Below are 17,838 nucleotides of genomic sequence, written 5' to 3'. Positions count from 1 at the left end.
AAGGGAAAACAGATGAAATTCAGTCAATCCTGGGTGGCCGAGTGGGTAGCGGCCGACCTGGTTACCGAGACCCTGGCCGAACAGATCACCATGGCCGGGCTGGAAGTGGACGGCATCGAGCCGGTGGCCGGCACCTTCAATGGTGTCCTGGTGGGGGAAGTGGTGGAGTGCGCCCAGCACCCGGATGCCGACAAGCTGCGGGTCACCAAGGTGAACGTGGGGCAGAGCGAGCTGCTGGACATCGTCTGCGGCGCGCCCAACTGCCGTGCCGGCCTCAAGGTGGCGGTGGCCACCGTCGGCGCCGTGCTGCCTGGTGACTTCACCATCAAGAAGGCCAAGCTGCGTGGCCAGCCGTCTCACGGCATGCTCTGCTCCTACAGCGAGCTGGGTATTCCGGTGGAAGCCGATGGCATCATAGAGTTGCCGCTGGATGCGCCCATCGGGACGGATCTGCGGGATTACCTGCAGCTCAACGATGTGACCATCGAAGTGGATCTGACCGCCAACCGGGCCGACTGCCTGGGGATCGCCGGCCTGGCCCGCGAGATTGCGGTGCTCAACCGCTGCGCCGTCACCGTGCCCCAGTGGGCGCCGGTGGCCGCCAGCTGTGATGCCAGCTTCCCCATCCGTGTCGAGGCTGCCGAGGCTTGCCCGCGGTATCAGGGGCGGGTGCTCAAGGGGCTGAACCTGGCTGCCGCCACCCCGCTGTGGATGCAGGAGCGGTTGCGCCGCTGTGGCCTGCGCAGCATAGACCCCGTGGTGGATGTCACCAACTACGTGATGCTGGAGCTGGGGCAACCCATGCACGCCTTCGATCTGGCCAAGCTGTCCGGCGAGCTGGTGGTGCGGTTGGCCCAGGCCGACGAGAAGCTCACCCTGCTGGATGAGACCGAGGTCAGCCTCAAGCCCGATACTCTGGTGATTGCCGACCGCCAAGGCCCGCTGGCCCTGGCCGGGGTGTTTGGTGGCCTGCATTCCGGTGTGTCCGCCACCACCCAGGACATTCTGCTGGAGTGTGCCTTCTTCGCCCCCCTGGCCATCAAGGGCCGCGCCCGCAGCTACGGCCTGTCGACCGACTCCTCCCACCGCTTCGAGCGTGGGGTGGACTCTCAGCTGCAGGCCCAGGCCATGGATCGCGCCAGCCGCCTGCTGTTGGATATCTGTGGCGGTGAAGCGGGCCCGGTGATCGAGGTGGCAAGCCAAGCCCATCTGCCGCAAGCCCAGCCTATCACCCTGCGTCGCGACAAGCTGACCCGGGTGGTCGGCATGGCCTTCGATGATGCTGAGGTGGTGGAGATCCTGACTCGCCTCGGGCTGACCGTGACGGCGACCGCCGACGGCTGGCAGGCCCTGGCGCCCAGCTGGCGTTTCGACATCGCCATCGAGGAGGATCTGATTGAGGAAGTGGCCCGCATCTACGGCTACAACAATATTCCCAATGAGCCGCCGGTGGCACACCTGCAGATGATAGAGCGCCCCGAGGCGGATCTGCCCCTGAAACGCGCTCGGGATCTGTTGGTGGATCGCGGTTACCAGGAGGCCATCACTTACAGCTTCGTGGATCCCAAGCCCATGAGCCTGCTGTTCCCGGATTGCGATCCTATCGTGCTGCCGAACCCCATCTCCGCCGAGATGTCCGCCATGCGCGTCTCCATCTGGCCGGGTCTCATTGATGCCCTGGTGTATAACCAGAACCGTCAGCAAACCCGGGTACGCCTGTTTGAAACCGGTTTGCGTTTCATCAAGGATCCGGCGGCCGAGAACGGGATTCGCCAGGAGCCCTTGCTGGCTGGCGTGATCTGTGGTGATCTGGCGGGAGAGCAGTGGGGCCTGGCCTCGCGCCCGGTGGACTTCTTCGATCTTAAGGGTGATCTGGAAGCCCTGCTGGCCCTGACCGGTGAAGCCGAACGCTTCCGCTTCGTGCGGGATACCCACAGCGCGCTGCATCCGGGCCAAGCGGCGCGGATCGACAAGGATGGGGTGCCGGTAGGCTGGATCGGTGTGATTCACCCGAGCCTGGAGAAGAAGCTGGGTCTCAAGAGCAAGGTGGTGCTGTTCGAGCTGGAGCTGGCGGCCCTGTTGCAGGCCCGGATCCCGGCGGCGTGCGAGCTCTCCCGCTTCCCGGCCAACCGGCGCGATTTGGCTCTGGTGGTGGATGAGTCCCTCGCCGCAGATGATTTGCTGCTGCACATCAAAAAAATTGGCGGAAATCAGGTAGTTGGAATAAACTTGTTCGACATATACCAGGGGCCGGGTGTTCCGGAAGGCAAGAAGAGTCTGGCCATCAGTCTCATCTTGCAGGATACACAACGCACCCTGGAGGAGAAGGAGATCGCCGATACCGTCAACCAGGTGGTGGAGGGGCTCCGCACTGAGTTCAATGCATCCTTGAGGGATTGACTATGGCCTTGACCAAAGCCGATATCGCTGAACATCTGTTCGACCAGCTTGGGATGAGCAAGCGGGACGCCAAGGAGATGGTGGAAGCCTTTTTCGAGGAAATCCGTATCGCCCTGGAAGCCGGCGAGCAGGTGAAGATCTCTGGCTTTGGTAACTTCGAGTTGCGCACCAAGAGCGAACGTCCGGGTCGCAACCCGAAAACCGGCGAGGACATCCCCATCACGGCCCGCCGGGTGGTGACCTTCCGCCCCGGCCAGAAGCTCAAGGCCAGGGTGGAACATGCCACACCGACGGAAAGTGATGATGAGGAATGAGCCCGTTGGCTGAAGATCAATCCGGCTCGTGCTCAAAAAAGGCCAGGCAAATGCCTGGCTTTTTTGTGCCTGTCTGCCGGGCAGTCTGGGCCGAGTAGATTCACCTTAATGCTGACCTCAGCCAGCGGGCGAGGCAGCTGTTTTGCCTTGGCGCGGGCGGCCGGGCAAGATGCTATACTGCCGCCTCGATTTTTGTTGGGTAGTTCTTATGAGTGAGCCGTCGCGCATCGTCGTCCTAGGGGGAGATATCGATACCTCCTTGTCCCATCCCCCCGCACTATCCCTGCGGGCGTTATTGCGCGAGGCGGTCCAGTTGACCTTTCATCGCGGCAGCGCGGGTGTGCTGCTGGCGCTGTTGGGAGTGACGGCGATCTGGCTGTTGTTGGGGCAGGTCGCCGGCTATTGGTTGGGGCAGACGCCGGATCCTCGCGCCCTGACCCTGCTGGGGTTGCTGCTCACCGCCTTGCTGGCACCCTTGACCGGTGGGCTGGAGATGATGGGCCTGCAGCGTGCTGTGGGCCTGCCGGTGCGGGCCAGCCGAGTATTTGATTACTGGCGTTTCATGCTGCCCCTGGCGGGCCTGAGCATGCTGGTGAATGTCAGCTCGGCGTTGCTTAGCCTGGCCATCGAACAACATGGCGGCGGTCAATGGCTCTCCATGTTGCCGTCCGTGCTGTTTGCCATGTTGAGCCTGTTCTGTGTGCCCCTGATGCTGGAGCGGGGCTGCAATCCGCTCACCGCCTTATGGTTATCCGTGCGGCTGTTCGTGCGCTGCTGGCAACCCTTGTTGCTGCTGCACCTGCTGATGCTGGGTCTGCTGGTGCTGGCCTTGCTGCCCATGGGCATGGGGCTGCTGATCTTGGCACCCTTCTACCTGATACTGCGGGGCCTGCTGTATCGGGAGATCTGCGGGGTGCGGGTGCAGGTGGTGGGGGATGCCGGCAGCCGCTGGCTGGCGTGATCTAGAAATGCAAAGGGCGCCTAAGGCGCCCTGATTATTTTTGGCAGTGGGGCCTAGGGTCAGCTCAGCTCTATGATGTCCAGCCGCTGCGCGCCATCGAGCAACTCATCCTCATCGTCCGCTTGCTGCTGGGGCACCAGGGGGAACTCCGGCTTGTCGAAGGCGATGTCGCCGCCATCAACTACCCCGCTGTCGCGGTTGATGGACTTGAAGTCGAACAGGCGATGATCCAGCAGGTGGCTGGGTATCACGTCTTGCAGGGCGGTGAACATGGACTCTATCCGACCCGGGAAGCGGCGATCCCACTCCTGCAGCATCTGCTTGATGGCCTTGCGCTGCAGGTTCTCCTGGGAGCCGCACAGGTTGCAGGGGATGATGGGGAAGGCGCGCCAGTCGGCGTAGCGGACTATGTCCTTCTCCTTGCAGTAGGCCAGGGGGCGGATCACCACATTCTGGCCATCGTCGCTCACCAGCTTAGGCGGCATGGACTTGAGCTTGCCGCCGTAGAACATGTTCAGCAGCAGGGTCTCGAGGATGTCATCCCTGTGGTGCCCCAGGGCAATCTTGGTGGCGCCCAGCTCCTTGGCGGTGCGGTACAGGATGCCACGGCGCAGCCGCGAGCACAGGGAGCAGGTGGTCTTGCCAGGGGCGACCTTCTCCTTGACGATGGAGTAGGTGTCCTCTTCGACAATCTTGTACTCGATGCCCAGGCTGTCCAGGTAGGCGGGCAGCACCTCGGCGGGGAAGCCGGGTTGCTTCTGATCAAGGTTCACCGCCACCAGCTCGAAGCGCACCGGCGCACTGGCCTGCAGGTTGCGCAGTATGTCCAGCATGGTGAAGCTGTCCTTGCCGCCGGACAGGCAGACCATCACCTTGTCACCCTCTTCAATCATGTTGAAATCGGCGATGGCCTGACCGACATGGCGCCGCAGGCGTTTCTGCAACTTGTTGTTGTTGTAGATCTGTTTCGCGCTAAGTTCTTGCGTCATGACCGCTCCCCACGGGACAAAAAAGGCGGCCTATTATAGCCGTGTCCCGGGGGAGGGCAAGGCAGGCCTACTCGGCCTCGTCGGCATCGGGTTTGATGACGATGAGATCGCAGGACATCTCGTCCGCCACCTGCTCGGCGGTGTTGCCAATCAGGGCCGCTGACCAGCCGGTACGACCCACGCTGCCCAGCACCACCAGCTCGGCATCCAGCTCCAGGGCCAGCTCAGGCAGCACGTCCTCCGGCAGCCCCTCGCGGATATGGGTGTGATCATCGGGCACATGGTAACGGGCGGCATACTCGGCCATCTGGTTGATGTGATGCTGGCGGATGGCATCGTTGTAGATCTCGGGGGTGAAGCCCGGCACCTCCAGGGCGATGTTGATGGTGGGGCAGGGGAAGGCGTTCACCAGATGCAGCTCGGACTTGAGCAGCTGGGCCACCTGCTGGGCCTCCCGCACTATCTTCTCATTCAAGGCCTGCTGTACCGGCTCGTCGCTGAAGTTGAGTGCCGCCAGCACCTGACCATGCATGGGCCACTCGTGCTCCTTGACCAGTAGCACCGGGCAGTGGCAGCGGCGGATCAGGTGCCAGTCGGTGGGGGTGAAGATGAAGGTCTGCAGCAGGTTGTAGTGGTGGGCACCCTTGACCACCAGATCATGGTGCCCCGCTTCCACCTCCTGCAGGATCTGCTCGAAGGGCCGGCTATGCCAGACCACCTTCACCACGATATCGAATCCCTGGGTGAGGTAGGGTTCGGCCATGGCCTGCAGCCATTCCTGCCGATAGTTCACCACCCCGCTGCGCATCTCGTCGCGTTCCTCGGCGGAGAGGATGGAGGTGATTTCGTAGGAAAAGTCGTAGATGGCCAGGAACAGCGTGAGCTTGACGCCCTGACCCAAGCGGGCGATATCCAGCGCGCGGTGCAGGGAAGCCTGTTCATCCACCGCCGGATCAATCACCACCAGAATGTTGTTGTACTTGATCATGCTACCCCCTGAAAAATTATCGAGAACGGTAACTACATCATTAGGTTAGCCCATGGGCTGCACTCTGTTGGACGACGGCGTCAATAAATCAGGCATTCGTCCTCAGGGTGTGGGGATACGGCAGCTGGCCGCCCCGGCCAGCTGGGCCAGCACCACGGGATCCAGTATGGTCACATACTTGCCCTTGACCTTGATCAGCTCGATCTTTTGGAAACGTCCCAGCAGCCGGCTGATGGTTTCCACGGTCAGGCCCAGGTAGTTGCCAATGTCACCGCGGGTCATGGAGAGGCGGAATTCCCTGGCGGAGAAGCCACGCTCGCTGAACCGGGTAGAGAGGTTATGCAAGAAGGCGGCCAGCCGCTCCTCGGCATTCTTCTTGGATAGCAGCAAGATCATCTCCTGATCCCCCATGATCTCGCTGCTCATCAGGCGCATGATCTGCTGTCGCAGCTTGGGCATGCGACCGGAGAGCTCGTCCAGGATGTCGAACGGGATCTCGCAGACCATGGAGGTTTCCAGCGCCTGGGCGAAGGAGAGGTGCCGCTGGCGGGAGACGGCATCAAAGCCCACCAGATCGCCGGCCAGGTGGAAGCCGGTGATCTGCTCGTCCCCCTGTTCCGTGATGGTGTAGGACTTGATGGTGCCGGAGCGGATGGCATAGAGGGACTTGAGCTCGTCACCCGCCTTGAACAGGGTTTCCCCCTTCTGGATGGGTTTCTTGCGCTCTATGATGTTGTCGAGCTGATCCAGCTCCTGCTCATTCAGGGTGAACGGAATGCACAGCTGACTGATGCTACAGTCCTGACAGTGAATGGTGCAGGCTCCAGATGGGGCTCTTTTGGGGCTTTTCTTGTCTTGGATCATCTCGACATCAGATGGTTTTTGATTTTTATCAAACAATACTACCCTAAGCCGCGGCCGTTGCACAGGCTCCCGATGCGTCTGTCTGCATCGGCCTCTAACGAGGCTCGTCTTGTGCCGGCGCTGCGATGGCCGGCCATTTCTGGTAGCATGCAGCCCCAGTTCCCTGTTGCCCCGTGCTGGGGCAGACAGCCCCCAGGCCGGTGCCCAGTGTCGGCGAGGGGTTTCATCATCAGAGGTCTGTTTTGTCACTCGAGATTGCCCAACTGCAGGCGGCCCTGTCCGCCTGTCTGACCATGGATCGCCAGTCCCTGTACCGCCGCCTGAAGGGGGTGGAGCGGGTGCCGGAGAAGAAGCGTCAGCCCATTCTGGAAACCCTGGCCCTGGAGATCGCCGCCGCCCAACTGCGGGCCGAGCAGCGCGCCGGGCAGATCCCGGCCATCAGTTACCCCGAAGAATTGCCGGTCAGCCAGAAGAAAGACGAGATAGCGGCGGCCATCGCGGCCCACCAGGTGGTGATCGTGGCCGGTGAGACCGGCTCGGGCAAGACCACCCAGCTGCCCAAGATCTGTCTCGAAGCCGGTCGTGGCATCCAGGGCCTCATAGGTCACACCCAGCCCCGGCGTCTGGCGGCCCGCAGCGTGGCCAGCCGCATCGCCGAGGAGCTCAAGTGCGAGCTGGGCCAGGCGGTAGGCTACAAGGTGCGCTTCAACGATCAGGTCAGCGCCGACTCCTACGTCAAGCTGATGACCGACGGCATCCTGCTGGCGGAAATCCAGCACGATCGCTTCTTGAGCCAGTACGACACCCTCATCATCGACGAGGCCCACGAGCGCAGCCTCAACATCGACTTCATCCTGGGCTATCTAAAGCAGCTGCTGCCCAAGCGGCCGGATCTCAAGGTGATCATCACCTCCGCCACCATAGATCCAGAGCGCTTCTCCCGTCACTTCGGCAAGGCGCCCATCATAGAGGTGTCGGGCCGCACCTACCCCGTCGAGACCCGCTACCGGCCCTTGGTCGAGGGCAGCGACGAGAAGGACCCGCTGCAGGGCATCTTCGATGCGGTGGACGAGCTGTGCCACGAGGGCTTGGGCGACATCCTGATCTTCATGAACGGCGAGCGGGAGATCCGCGACACCGCCGATGCCCTGCGCAAACGCAACCTGCGGGACACCGAGATCTTGCCGCTCTACTCGCGGCTCTCCAACGCCGAGCAGAACCGGGTGTTCAGCCCCCATGCCGGTCGGCGCATCGTGCTGGCCACCAACGTGGCGGAAACCTCCCTGACGGTGCCCGGCATCCGTTACGTCATCGACCCGGGCACGGCGCGCATCAGCCGCTATTCGGCCCGCACCAAGGTGCAGCGGCTGCCCATCGAGCCCGTCTCCCAGGCCAGCGCCAACCAGCGCAAGGGCCGCTGCGGCCGGGTGGCGCCGGGGATCTGCATCCGCCTGTATGACGAGCAGGACTTCCTTTCCCGGCCCGAGTTTACCGATCCGGAAATTCTGCGCACCAACCTGGCCTCGGTCATCCTGCAGATGCTCTCGCTCGGTCTGGGGGAGATGAGCCGCTTCCCCTTCGTGGAGGCGCCGGACAGCCGCCAGATCAGCGACGGCGTGCGCCTGTTGGAAGAGCTCGGTGCCATCCAGGGCAAACCCGAGGGCAAGGAGGGGCTGCGCCTCACCGCCCTGGGCAAGCAGCTGGCGCGGGTGCCGCTCGACCCGCGGCTGGCGCGCATGGTGCTGGCGGCGCCGGACTTCGATTGCCTGGAAGAGGTACTCATCATCACGGCGGCCCTCTCCATCCAGGATCCCCGGGAGCGGCCCATGGACAAGAAGCAGGCAAGCGATGAGCTGCACCGCCGCTTCGAGGACAAGGACTCCGACTTCCTGGCTCTGCTGAACCTGTGGCAGTACTTAAAAGAGATCCAGAGCCAGGAGAGCCAGAACCAGCTGCGCAAGCGCTGCCAGAAGGAGTTTCTCTCCTACCTGCGGGTGCGCGAATGGCAGGACATCCACTACCAGGTGCGGCAGGCCAGCCGCGAGCTGGGCCTCAAGCACAACGAGGTGGCCGCTGACCCGACCCGCATCCATCAGGCGCTGCTCGCGGGCCTGCTCAGTCACATCGGCATCAAGGACGGCGACAAAAACGAGTTTATCGGTGCCCGCAACGCCCGCTTCATGCTGTTCCCCGGCTCGTTTCTGGCCAAGAAGCCGCCCAAGTGGGTGATGGCCGCCGAGCTCACCGAGACCTCCCGGCTGTTTGCCCGCACCGCGGCGCGCATCCAGCCCGAGTGGATCGAGCCTTTGGCCGGTCATCTGCTCAAGCGCAGCTATTCGGATCCGCGCTGGTCGAAGAAGGCCGGGGCCGTGCTGGCCACCGAGAAGGTCACCCTCTATGGCCTCACCATAGTGCCGGAGCGGGAGGTGCAGTACAGTCAGATAGACCCGGCCGCCTGCCGTGAGCTGTTTATCCGCCGCGCCCTGGTGGAGGGGGACTGGGACACCCGCCACGCCTTCTTCAAGCAGAATCTCAAGCTGCTCTCCGAGGTCGAAGAGCTGGAGCACAAGTCGCGGCGCCGCGACATTCTGGTGGACGACGAGACCCTGTTCGCCTTCTATGACGAGCGCATCCCCCACGAGGTGGTCAGCGCCCGCCACTTCGACTCCTGGTGGCAGCAGGCCGCCAAGGCCGAGCCCGAGCGGCTCAACTTCGAGCGCGAGATGCTGATGAAGGGGGATGCCAGCCATATCAGCGAGCTGGATTACCCCAACTTCTGGCACCAGGGCCGCATCAAGCTGAAGCTCTCCTACCAGTTCGAGCCTGGCGAGGCGGCGGACGGGGTGACGGTGCACATTCCCTTGGCCATCCTCAACCAGGTGGAGCCGGCGGGCTTCGAGTGGCAGATCCCCGGCCTGCGCCAGGACCTGCTCATCGCCCTTATCAAGGCGCTGCCCAAGCCGATCCGCAAGAACTTCGTGCCGGCGCCCAACTACGCCTCGGCCTTGAACCAGGCACTCAATCCCGACATGGGCCCGCTGCTGGATTGCATCGAGAAGCACTTGAAACGCATGAGCGGCGTCACCATCCCCCGGGAGAGCTGGGATCTCAATCTGGTGCCCGATCACCTGAAAATCACCTTTAGGGTGGTGGACGAGCACGGCAAGCCGCTGGCCGAGGGCAAGGATCTGCAGACCCTCAAGGATCAGCTGCAGGGCAAGGTGCAGGAGACCCTCTCCAAGGTGGCGGACAGCGACATAGAGCAGGACGGCCTGACCCTGTGGAGCTTCGGCCCGCTGCCCCAGGAATACAGCCAGAAGCGCGGTAGCTACGAGGTCAAGGCCTATCCGGCCCTGGTGGACAACAAGGAGTCGGTGGGCATTCAGCTGTTCGACACCCAGGCGGGCCAGGCGGCCGCCATGTGGGCCGGCCAGCGGCGGCTGGTGCTGTTGAACGTGCCCAATCCCATCAAGTACCTGCAGGAGAAGCTGCCCAACAAGGCCAAGCTGGGCCTCTACTTCAACCCCTTCGGCAAGGTGGCGGAGCTGATCGATGACTGCATCGCCTGCGGCTGCGATCAGCTGATGCGCCAGCACGGCGCGCCCAAGTGGGATGCCGCCGAGTTCGAGGCCATGAAGGAGGCGATCCGCGGTGAGCTCAACGACGCCGTGGTGGCCATCGCCGCCCAGGTGGAGCAGATCCTCACCACCGCCCACGGCATCAAGAAGCAATTGAAGGGGCGGGTGACCCTGGAGCTGGCCTATGCCCACTCGGACATCCAGGCCCAGCTGGAGGGGCTAATCCACAAGGGCTTCGTCAGCCAGACCGGCCAGGCCCGGCTGCCGGATCTGCTGCGTTACCTCAAAGCCATCGAGCGGCGGCTGGAGAAGATACCCCTGGATCCCAACCGCGACCGGGTTTACATGCTCAAGGTGCAGGCGGTGGAGCAGCAGTACCAGCAGCTGCTGGCCAAGTTGCCCAAGGGGCTGCCGGTGCCCGACGAGGTAGGCAACATCGCCTGGATGCTGCAGGAGCTGCGCGTGTCGTTTTTCGCCCAGAATCTGGGCACGCCGTATCCCATCTCGGATAAGCGGGTGAGTCAGGCGATAGCGGCCATCAAATGTTGATGTGGGTTGGACGGGCGCGAAAGCGCCCGTTTGCTTTGGTGAGGCCTGCGGCTTGCTCTGCCAAGGGCTGGCCATTGTGCCTGGCTATGGCTCCTCCCCCTTACCAAGGGGGAGGTTGGGAGGGGGATGGCTTGCTGGTCGGTTGCCCGGTTGCATGATTGGTTGAATGACGTGCAAGTGGCCGTTTCGCCCTTGGTCAGCCTGGGCGGCAGGCCAGACACCCGCTTGGCGGGGGCGACAAGGGGGCGGTCGTGCCACCGCCCCCTTGACCCCCAGGCACTCCCCGCTGTCCGGGCCTGCGGCTTCCCTCGGCGCCAGCGCCGGGCTTTGGGATCGTCATCAACATGCCTCCATGCATGATGATGACTGGCTCGGCGTCCTGTCTCGCCTCCTACGCCCGGCGCCGTCACCTCGGCCGGACAGAGGGGAGACCCGTCCCGTAAGCAGCGTTTGTTTTTGGGTTGGCGAGTGATGGTTTCTGACATCGCGGAGAAGAGTAGGGCGCAATCAGTCAAGCGCATTGCGCCCTTCGCAAGCTGGTTATGTGCCTCAGAACCATGGCCATACCTTAATTAATCCATGCCAAACCTTACCAAGAAGAGAAGGAAGTGTATGGAGATGGTATTCACCTGACAGTTGCCCACAAAAGGGAGTGGTCATACGGCTTCAAACCGGATAACAAAACGGTACCCCTACCGTGTTATCTGGAGTCACCGTATGACCACCAACGAGAAAGTAGCACGTCGTAAACTCAGCCTGCTAGAGCTGGCCAAAGAGCTCAGCAATGTCAGCCGCGCCTGCAAGATCATGGGCTATAGTCGGCAGCAGTTTTACGAGATCCGCCGTAACTATCAGACTTACGGTTCTGAAGGCCTGTTGGACAAGTTGCCTGGCTGCAAAGGGCCCCATCCCAACCGGGTAGCTCCCGAAATAGAGCAGGCCATTCTCGATTTCTGCCTGGTTAATCCAACGTATGGACCTCTGCGGGTATCCCAGGAACTTGCTCTGCAAGGTATTGCCGTTAGCGCAGGGGGTGTCCGTGGTGTGTGGCTGCGCCACGATTTACTGTCCAAACATGACCGGTTGCTGCGGCTGGAGAAAACTCACCGGGAGCAGGCTATCGAGCTCAATGATGAGCAAATCCGCCTGCTCGAGCGCTTTAGTCCGGAATTCCGTGAGCGACAAATCGAAGTGCATTACACCGGCGAACTGGTGGCTGTGGATACCTTCTTCGTCGGGACACTCAAGGGCGTGGGCAAGGTCTATTTGCAGACCGTGCTCGACTGCTACAGCCGCTATGCCTGGGGCCGGCTGTATACCAGTAAATTGCCCATCACCTCCGTTCACGTGCTCAACGAAACCGTACTGCCGTTCTTTGAAGAGTATGAGGCCAGGGTGCAGACCATCCTGTCGGACAATGGTCGGGAGTTCTGAGGTCGGCCGGATCACCACCCTTACGAGCTGTTCTTGCAGTTAGAAGGGATAGAGCACCGAACCACGCAAGTTCGACGGCCGCAGAGCAATGGCTTTATTGAACGGCTTCACCGCACGCTGCTGGATGAACACTTCCGAATCAAGGGAAGAACGACCTGGTATGAGACGGTAGAACAAATGCAGGTCGACCTGGAAAGCTACCTTGACCATTACAACACCAAGCGGCCACATCAGGGACGTATGATGGAGGGACAGACCCCCTACAGCATGTTCAAAAAAGGGCTGAAATTGATACCCAAAGAACAGCGCGCTAAAGTCGCGTAACAAGACACCGGTTTGAGGCCGGTGTCAGGTGATTACTAGATTTGTACAATCATTGATATAAAATATTGTTGGTATTTCTATTTTCATGTCTTTTAATTTTTTAAGCATATGAATGCCAGCTGAGCCATCATCTCTTCTTTTAATGTCTGAAATGATTAGGTCAAAGTTCTGATTACCTAATCTTACAATTGCGTCTTCTGTCGAAATGGCCACTTGATGTACTATGTCCAACCTTTCGAGTATGTTGATCAAGAATGATATTTGCTTGGGTTCGTCATCAACTAATAATATTTTTGTTTTCTGTAGGATTGGATATATTCTGTTTGCTCTGCGGGCTACTTGCTCTCTATTTGCTGTAGAGCCAATTGGAATATCTTTATATCGAATTGAAATGTTATCAAGAGCGTCTTTCACCTCTTTTTCAAAAGATGCTTCAAAACCAGCCGCTTTTATGCTGGTCATTCTTGGAAGTAGGTTTTCGCTTATTACCGTTTTGAAATTTTTTATCGCGAAAAAACCAATAATTGCCCAAGTTAAACTTGGAATAATTTTAATTGCTTCTATTGCGGTTTCTTTTTCCATATATAGCCTATAGTCGTTGTTACGATTGGCAGCCTAACGCTCGGCTCACCAGCGCCCAAACCGGAGAGGCTTTGTGGTAAAAGTATAGCGAAGCGAAACCCACAAAAGCAGCGCAGGTTTGGGCGTCTGCGTGGAGGCGTTTGTTATGCATGAATTTTACTAGCACCAAGTTAATTTATAGCCTGCGTCACCCGCAATTATTTTTAAGATAATAACGATGCCTGACCGTAGCTTTTTAAGCTCTTCAGCAAAATTACACCATTTAGGATCTCTTGAATCACACCTTAATGATTTCAGGTCAGTATCAATTCCAATATTTCTAAGAAAAGTGTCAATAACTTCCTGCAATTTATTTAACGCGACAAACAGTTCGGTGTTAGGATTTATTTTGGCTCTCGTCATTGAGATTCTTTCTCGGATTAGATTGAGCGAATCCAAGACCCGAGGAGGGAATTCGAAATCAAGCCCTTCATATAAAACACGTTTACTTTCTAGAAAAGATACCAGATCACGAGTTTCTTCGTGGTGCCTCTTTGAAGCTCGCAAATCCAGAAGCGCGCTTTCAAGATCTTTGCCGACTATATTCCTAATGACTAACTCATGTTGAGTCTTCCAGCTTTTAAGATCAGCTACAGAATAATACGATTCGTCATCATCTACTTTGTCGTGGCATATCTTACAAAGCCAAATCCCATTATCTGCAGACTTTAAATAGCCATCAGTAAGTTTTAGGTCTGATCTAGGGCCATCATCACTGGCCGCATTTATATGTGCGCCTTCTGCGATACTTCTTGCTTTGCCCTCGGTTGTGCTGTAGCCGGTCAAACAAAGACAGCTAGGATTTGCACAAACATACATCGATCTTAATGCTATTTCTGTTCTAACTTTTTTAGAAAAGTTCTTTCTCATGTCGATTCCCTTAAGCATAACGCTGAGAACAGTTGCAAAATATTTGGCACGTCATTTTGCTCGGCAAAATGCGTGACAATTATTTTGTCAATTGATTCGACTTGTTAACAAGATTATTTCTCATCCTCTAACTTAGAAAATCTCCTTTCCAAGTGTTGGCACAAACCATCAATATCAGGAAATATTTGCGCATGATTAATACCGAGTAACGACAATGATTTTCGAATACTATGAAAGGCACTTGGCGGAATAACCAATTTTATAAGTTTATTTTTGAATTCATGGTGTGTTTCAAATTTAACAATTTTTCCATTATCTAAAATTCGATGAACGGTAAAAGCCCCTGCTTGTGCAGATATTCTTTTCGAGATAACACGAGAACGGAAAACTTTTGTACTTTTATTTTCTAAGGGATCATCATCTTTTGTTGTGTCCCTAAAATCCTTCATTTCCGCGCATAAGATCCAAACAACCCCATGCTCTTGCTTACCATGTTTATCTTTCGCTGGTTCCTTTTGAATACTAAACCATAATGCAACTAGAGCACTAAAGCTCCAATCAAGAAGTCTGGTTGGTAATCCATGATGTTGAGCTAATGCTAATAAATCCCAATTATTTTTTGGTTCAAACTCAGCTAAAGGTAAACAAGCTCTGCGAAACTCATCTAGCATTAATTTTTCGACGTTTCTTAGAGTACCATTCAAGTCTAATCGAGCTATTTTGGGGAGTAAATCTTTGTCTTGTCTTTGTCCTCGAAACAAAAGCTCTGCTTTATTACCTTTGTCCTCACATTGTTTTTTAACTTTCTCGATTAAATCTATGTATTGTGTAACGGACTCGATTTTCTGGTTGTTATATTCCAAATTTTCCTCGAAACTTATATCTTGTTAACGTTGGACGTAAAGGGCACCGAGGCGTAGCCGAGGGAACCCAAATGCGCAGCATTTGGGTTCCCGTTGACGGACTTGTTAGCGGCAGAGGTGAAACCCGCGCCATGCGTCGTGCAAGCCATGCTCGAAGTGCCGAAGTTTGACAGCGGTACTGCGGTGGCGAGACGCACCGCGATTAGGTCTGAGAATGCCGCGAGCTGCCGTGCCCTGCAAGCCTACGAACCCCGATAACGGTGATGTGTCGCAACAAACGTTGCGAGGCGCCGGCGACGACCAAGAACGCAGGCAGAGCGCACGAACTGGCGGGGTTCATTCGCATTGTCGCTAACATTTTAGTTATGGGGCGCGCGGCTTTATGCGCGTCCCAGTGAGCGAAGCGAACGACTTAAACTATTTGTTAGATGAATCAAAAACATATTTTAATGTAATGGGGCGTTCATTAATGTTTTGGTGTTCATTAAGCACTAGGGATTGACCTAAGTATGTTATATCAAAAATGTATACTTCTTCGGAGCTTTCATTCGTTATATCGAAAACAAACATTTTGTACATCTTATTTCCGTTGGAAATCAAATGGCAGGCACTTCCAAACGCATCGACTGGATATTCAACAACGTAGAAGCATTCATGACCTTCTGAATTCACATAAAGCTTATCTGTGATGCCATCTGCACTTCTTTGATAAAGCCCGGGAGGGATAGCGCTAGCGCATGAAGCTAAAAAAATAACAATAAAGATAAAGTAGAGGTTTCTCATTATGCCTTCTAACGCCCACATCAGTGGGCAGCCGTAGTGGAGCTATTTTGTGCAAAAATGACCGAAGGGAATGCACAAAAATTGCGGAACGTAGGTTGCTCCACTGCATGTGATTGTTATACGCCCCCACAGGTAACCTCTATACAGCTTTCTATTGCTTTTGTTGAAAGATCTACGTCGCATCGCTTACGTATTGAATTTTCAATTTCTATCATCGCTGGCCTAATCCTATCGATCTCAGACTGAGCGGGACGGCGATTGATATCAATGTAGGTATGGTGAAATTCAACTACGCCCTTGTAGTTAGTGCGAAAATAGAAATTCCCGTGTAATCCATCATAGCTATACAGAAACCTATCAATAGTCTCCGGTTGCTGCACACCGCTCAAAGTCAATTCACGACCGCCTTGTTCGATTCGGTGCTCTACACCGGAAACGCCAGAAACTGCTTTAGTTGCCTCAATCATACACTCTATAGGAAGCCTTACTTCACCAACTGGGGTGTATCTGGAAACTCCGTATAATGAGTCACATCCCCCTAAAATGGTTACGCTAGAAATTGTAAGTAGTGTAACTATTACTCTCATGCGCTGATCTCTAATTGCGTATAACGCCGTGCTCTGCGGTAAATTTGGAGCGCAGCGGAAAATTTATCCGATAGCAGCGCATTGTTAGATGCTCTTTGCCCACTTTGACAAAACATCCTCAAATGGACCATGGTAGGCATGCCTATTGATAAAATACTTCTTCTCGTCGCTTGGTAAAGCTGAGGCGCAATATATAAATGCCATTTTTTGCCAAGGATCCATATTACCAAAAGACTCTTTATGCTCACGAAGCCAATCAAAAGCTTTATTTTGGTAAGCTGACAGCATGATCTCTCTTCTAGCAAAGGAATCTGACGAACCGAAAATCTTTGCCAAATGAGAAAAATGGTTGATAAATTCGTTTCTTGAGAAAAGGCTTAGTATTGATAGCCTAAAGAACTCATTATTTTTAACTTCATCAGCTTCTAGAAGAACCAATAACTTACTACCTATATCCTTCCATCTCTCTGGCTCAATACTTTGTATTGATGAAATGTAAAAGCATATATTCGCAAAACAGGGCCCTAAAGAGTCTAAATTTTCAAGAGACACATCTATGGCTCCAGGATGACCAACTTGAGCCAACCTCCGATAGAACCACCTAAGCCGTATATAATCAACGTCCTCTTTACTCAAATACTCTTGAATAATTTTACCCACTACTTCCTGAGAAAATTGAGACCAATCATTTGGAGAAATGGCATTATATGATATTCCTTGATAGGGGTTGCCTCCTGTATATTTTCTTATAATCCCTAACAATCTAGCCTCATTCCTATCGATGGGGCGGTCTTCGATCATATCGCGACTTAACTCTCTGAAATCATTCGGCGAATAAATTTTAGTTTTATGTCTTTGCAGCATTAACCGCTGTTGACGATCTAAGACAGTGGCCACTGTAGCCAGAGTTGACTTTGCTTCTTTCTCAGAATCGCAGAAAATGAGAATGTCGTCCGCATATCGGATAAAGTTAAATCCACTCGTATCCAAGCTATTATCTATAGGGATGAGAGTTGCTTCCGCAATGAGATGTATCGGGTGCGGGCCTATTGGTACGCCTCTGGATACTCCAGCGGTAGTTGACTCGAGTAGGGATATTACCCACTTAGTTGCTTGATTTGGAAATCCAGACTCTATCAATTGATTCTCAACGGTGTGATGATAGATCTGATTGTAAAAATCAGCAATATCTAAATACAGCACAACATTGGAAGAACGAGAAAGGATATCAGCCTTTTTCCAAAACTCATTCCATGCGTTCTTATTGCCATAGAGGCCATCATCAACTGTAGGCTTAAACCGATAACTAAAAACCTTATCATTTACAAGTCTGCGGTCTTCTATTCCCTGACCGTACTGATAAATTAATGCTGAAAGAAGTAATGAATCTTGTGGGTGTAACTGGGTGGCTTGTCTATAAGATATTTCATCTTTAGGAACAATGAATCGCCGGCACGCTTTTGGCGGAAAATCAGTAAGATTTTTATTCTCAACAGCTTTAATAAACTCTTCCAATCTAGTTTTTATTGCACCGACTTCAATAATCTTCGGAAATAGGTCTCCATCAGAATGATCAGATACAAAATTAATTGCCCATTCAATTGAATCCCTACCTATGGTCATTTAGTACTCCTTGCATCTAACGTTTAGATAACCGGCGCCTATTGGGGCCTTAAAATGCCAGCATATTCGCTGGCGCCAGGTTGATCTACC

The 17,838-nt window shown here is 55.5% G+C and carries 12 protein-coding genes and 1 pseudogene; 5 read left to right on the top strand and 8 right to left on the bottom strand.

Annotation, left to right across the window (positions count from 1 at the left end; translation table 11 throughout):
- The first annotated feature begins 12 nt into the window (after positions 1 to 12).
- From pheT to ABD847_RS14740, 3 genes are all read left to right on the top strand, one after another.
- On the top strand, positions 13 to 2,400 hold the full coding sequence (pheT, locus tag ABD847_RS14750) for a phenylalanine--tRNA ligase subunit beta (protein WP_345014394.1): 2,388 nt from the start codon (positions 13 to 15) through the stop codon (positions 2,398 to 2,400).
- Between the two features lie 2 nt (positions 2,401 to 2,402).
- Positions 2,403 to 2,714, top strand: coding sequence for an integration host factor subunit alpha (locus tag ABD847_RS14745; RefSeq protein WP_345014392.1), 312 nt, complete (start codon positions 2,403 to 2,405; stop codon positions 2,712 to 2,714).
- Positions 2,715 to 2,922: 208 nt separating this feature from the next.
- Entirely contained in the window at positions 2,923 to 3,675 is a 753-nt protein-coding gene (locus ABD847_RS14740) for a hypothetical protein (RefSeq protein ID WP_345014390.1), read from the top strand.
- Positions 3,676 to 3,734: 59 nt separating this feature from the next.
- On the opposite strand, the gene ttcA is transcribed toward ABD847_RS14740, so the two are convergent.
- The 3 genes from ttcA to fnr all read right to left on the bottom strand — a co-directional run bounded on the left by ttcA (position 3,735) and on the right by fnr (position 6,516).
- A complete protein-coding gene (ttcA, locus tag ABD847_RS14735) occupies positions 3,735 to 4,664 on the bottom strand; it encodes a tRNA 2-thiocytidine(32) synthetase TtcA (protein WP_345014388.1) in 930 nt (309 codons plus the stop codon).
- A gap of 67 nt (positions 4,665 to 4,731) precedes the next feature.
- Positions 4,732 to 5,652, bottom strand: a complete 921-nt coding sequence (uspE, locus tag ABD847_RS14730) for a universal stress protein UspE (RefSeq protein WP_345014386.1) — start codon at positions 5,650 to 5,652, stop codon at positions 4,732 to 4,734.
- Between the two features lie 102 nt (positions 5,653 to 5,754).
- On the bottom strand, positions 5,755 to 6,516 hold the full coding sequence (gene fnr / locus ABD847_RS14725; protein WP_345014384.1) for a fumarate/nitrate reduction transcriptional regulator Fnr: 762 nt from the start codon (positions 6,514 to 6,516) through the stop codon (positions 5,755 to 5,757).
- A 242-nt stretch (positions 6,517 to 6,758) separates the two neighbouring features.
- Here fnr and hrpA point away from each other — a divergent pair, with 242 nt between their 5' ends.
- Complete coding sequence (hrpA, locus tag ABD847_RS14720; RefSeq protein WP_345014382.1) at positions 6,759 to 10,643, top strand: ATP-dependent RNA helicase HrpA; 3,885 nt, start codon at positions 6,759 to 6,761, stop codon at positions 10,641 to 10,643.
- A 717-nt stretch (positions 10,644 to 11,360) separates the two neighbouring features.
- Positions 11,361 to 12,401 (top strand): annotated as a pseudogene (locus tag ABD847_RS14715) (IS481 family transposase).
- A gap of 24 nt (positions 12,402 to 12,425) precedes the next feature.
- Here ABD847_RS14715 and ABD847_RS14710 read toward each other — a convergent pair.
- The 5 genes from ABD847_RS14710 to ABD847_RS14690 all read right to left on the bottom strand — a co-directional run bounded on the left by ABD847_RS14710 (position 12,426) and on the right by ABD847_RS14690 (position 17,748).
- Positions 12,426 to 12,983, bottom strand: coding sequence for a response regulator (locus ABD847_RS14710; RefSeq protein WP_345014380.1), 558 nt, complete (start codon positions 12,981 to 12,983; stop codon positions 12,426 to 12,428).
- A 159-nt stretch (positions 12,984 to 13,142) separates the two neighbouring features.
- Positions 13,143 to 13,892 carry a hypothetical protein gene (locus ABD847_RS14705; RefSeq protein WP_345014379.1) on the bottom strand — a complete coding sequence of 250 codons (750 nt, stop codon included), beginning with the start codon at positions 13,890 to 13,892 and terminating at the stop codon, positions 13,143 to 13,145.
- A 113-nt stretch (positions 13,893 to 14,005) separates the two neighbouring features.
- The gene (locus ABD847_RS14700; RefSeq protein ID WP_345014378.1) at positions 14,006 to 14,755 is read right to left on the bottom strand and encodes an FRG domain-containing protein; all 750 of its coding nucleotides are present in this window, start codon (positions 14,753 to 14,755) and stop codon (positions 14,006 to 14,008) included.
- Between the two features lie 417 nt (positions 14,756 to 15,172).
- Entirely contained in the window at positions 15,173 to 15,538 is a 366-nt protein-coding gene (locus tag ABD847_RS14695; protein ID WP_345014377.1) for a hypothetical protein, read from the bottom strand.
- 671 nt (positions 15,539 to 16,209) lie between these two features.
- Complete coding sequence (locus tag ABD847_RS14690; RefSeq protein ID WP_345014375.1) at positions 16,210 to 17,748, bottom strand: RNA-directed DNA polymerase; 1,539 nt, start codon at positions 17,746 to 17,748, stop codon at positions 16,210 to 16,212.
- Between the last annotated feature and the right edge of the window lie 90 nt (positions 17,749 to 17,838).

Source organism: Pseudaeromonas paramecii (genome assembly GCF_039540575.1).
GTDB lineage: Bacteria > Pseudomonadota > Gammaproteobacteria > Enterobacterales > Aeromonadaceae > Pseudaeromonas > Pseudaeromonas paramecii.
Note: the sequence above shows the minus strand (reverse complement) of the source record. Positions and strands in the feature narration are given on the sequence as shown.